The sequence below is a fragment of the Cerasicoccus arenae genome (assembly GCF_014651635.1).
In the GTDB taxonomy this organism is placed as follows: domain Bacteria; phylum Verrucomicrobiota; class Verrucomicrobiia; order Opitutales; family Cerasicoccaceae; genus Cerasicoccus; species Cerasicoccus arenae.
This window is the reverse complement of sequence record NZ_BMXG01000060.1, coordinates 1-626: the sequence shown is the minus strand read 5'-3', so window position 1 is coordinate 626 and position 626 is coordinate 1. Positions and strand designations below refer to the sequence as shown.

Here is a 626-nt window from a genome sequence, read left to right as displayed (position 1 = left end):
TCCCAGCAGTTCTCTTCGTAGAAGCATTTGACGAGTTCGAAGACATCCCTGGTTCGCTCAGCCTCACGCTCCGCGCTCAAGTTGTCGACACCGACAACCTGATCATCATTGAGCCCGTCGTCATCATTGATTAAGCGATAAGCTTTCATTTATATTTTCAAAAGCCCGGGCCTGTGCCCGGGCTTTTTTGTGCCCTCATTACTGGATAACCGACTAGAAAAGTTCGCTCGTTAACATTATTTTTTTCTCGCCGTAACATTTTCGTACACTACCATGCCAGACTTATCTCTAACACAGAGCTTTAATATCAGACTTAACATTACTATGAAAATCAAATCCATGATTGCCGTCTTCGCCGCCCTGATCTGCGGTGTAGTTGCAAATGCAGAAGTTGCTGCCAAGCAAACTCTGACCATCACTGGTCGTGTCGTTGCAGACGCTGCCTCTGGTAAGACCTACCGTGTTATCCGCGTTAGCCAACGTGACTTCGTTGCCATCATCGCTGAAGATGAAGGCCTCGAACTAAGCACTCGTGAGCTCCGCTCCGCTAAGTTCGCTCTGTTCGACTTCGGTGACGGCATCCTCGACCTCTTCGGTATTGAATTCTGGGATGCAGAACTTCGCGC

The 626-nt window shown here is 48.7% G+C and carries 1 protein-coding gene; it reads left to right on the top strand.

Translation table 11 applies throughout. The annotated features are described in order from the left end of the window. Nucleotides 1-324: 324 nt before the first annotated feature. Nucleotides 325-626, top strand: a 302-nt coding sequence (locus IE065_RS17885; RefSeq protein WP_189517700.1) for a hypothetical protein, incomplete at its 3' end; no start/stop codon positions are given.